Source organism: Vreelandella aquamarina, from assembly GCF_900110265.1.
GTDB classification, from domain to species: Bacteria; Pseudomonadota; Gammaproteobacteria; order Pseudomonadales; family Halomonadaceae; genus Vreelandella; species Vreelandella aquamarina.
This window is the reverse complement of sequence record NZ_FODB01000117.1, coordinates 1-1434: the sequence shown is the minus strand read 5'-3', so window position 1 is coordinate 1434 and position 1434 is coordinate 1. Positions and strand designations below refer to the sequence as shown.

General features: G+C 63.9%; 1 protein-coding gene. It reads left to right on the top strand.

The features are described 5' to 3' along the window. Positions 1 to 1069: IS110 family RNA-guided transposase (locus BMY49_RS17055; RefSeq protein ID WP_208596234.1), on the top strand; the 1069-nt coding region annotated here is incomplete at its 5' end. Between the last annotated feature and the right edge of the window lie 365 nt (positions 1070 to 1434).

Below are 1434 nucleotides of genomic sequence, written 5' to 3'. Positions count from 1 at the left end.
GATCGGGCGCCAGGCGCCCGAGTTCCGCGGTGAGATTCCCAACGAACCCAAGGCCATCGACAAGCTGGTTCGCCAGCTGAGCGAGCGCTTCGCTGGGCAGCCCCTGCTGTTCAGTTACGAGGCCGGCCCCTGTGGTTATGGGATTTATCACCAGGTCCAGGCCAGCGGCCATGACTGCGAGGTTGTCGCTCCAACCCTGATTCCCCAGCGTGCCGGGGACCGTATCAAGACCGATCGGCGAGATGCGCAGATGCTGGCCCGACTTTCGCGCTCCGGTGAGCTGACCCCAGTGTGGGTGCCCACGCCGGAACAAGAGGCGATTCGTGACCTGACCCGCGCTCGGGAGGACATGAAGGCGGGCGAACTCCGCGCTCGACAGCGACTCAACGCCTTTCTGTTACGACACAGCAAGATCTATCCCGGCAAGAGCAAATGGGGGCCGGCATACTTTCGCTGGCTGGAGGAAACAGTTCGCTTCGACACCCCGGTTCAGCAGATCGTGCTGCAAGAGTATGTAGATCATGTGAAGGAGGCCCAGCGTCGGGTGGCCGGTCTGGAGAAGCAGATGGAAGCCGCCTTGCCCACCTGGTCACTGGCGCCAGTGGTCGAGTCGATTCAGGCGATGCGCGGCGTTAGTCTGATCACTGCGATGACGGTGCTGGCGGAGCTCGGTGATATCACGCGCTTCGATTCGCCCCGCCAACTGATGGCCTACCTGGGGCTGGTGCCCAGCGAGCACTCGAGCGGTGGTAGCCGGCGGCAGGGCGGTATCACCAAGACCGGCAATGGCCACGTGCGACGGGTGTTGGTGGAAGCCGCCTGGAGCTACCGCTTCCCGGCCCGCAAGACACGAATCATTGAGCAGCGCGCCGAGAAGACCTCGCCAACGGTGCAGGCGATCGCCTGGGAAGCGCAGAAGCGCTTATGCGGGCGTTACCGTCGCCTGTCCGCCACGGGCAAAGCCAAGCAGCAGGTCACCACCGCGGTGGCGCGTGAGTTGGCTGGTTTCCTGTGGGCGATTGCCTGTGAGGCCATGGGCAAGCCGCATGGCAGCCGGGCTACCGCATGATCCTCGCGTCCCAGTGCCTACGGCTCAGGGAGCGTCGGGCCGGTGGGAGACCCCCTGACCCTCCTATGAGGCCTCCGCCCTCCGGGGCGGAGTGACCCTCGCTTGTAGACCAGGGTAGCTCCGCGACGAAGTGATGACAGGTCGGTACCCAACCCACGAATACCAGAGAGATCCACCGTCGCTGATAGCCCCTCGCTTCCTGAGCCGTAGGCATTGAGGACAATCACATGTAGTAAAGCCAACCGACCCCTTGACGGGTCAATCCATACCAGGAGGGGGAGTCGCCTCCCCCGTCCTCTCACACCACCGGGCAAACGGATCCGTACCACGGCGGTTCCTGTCCCCCATTATCGGGCTGAGCTTCG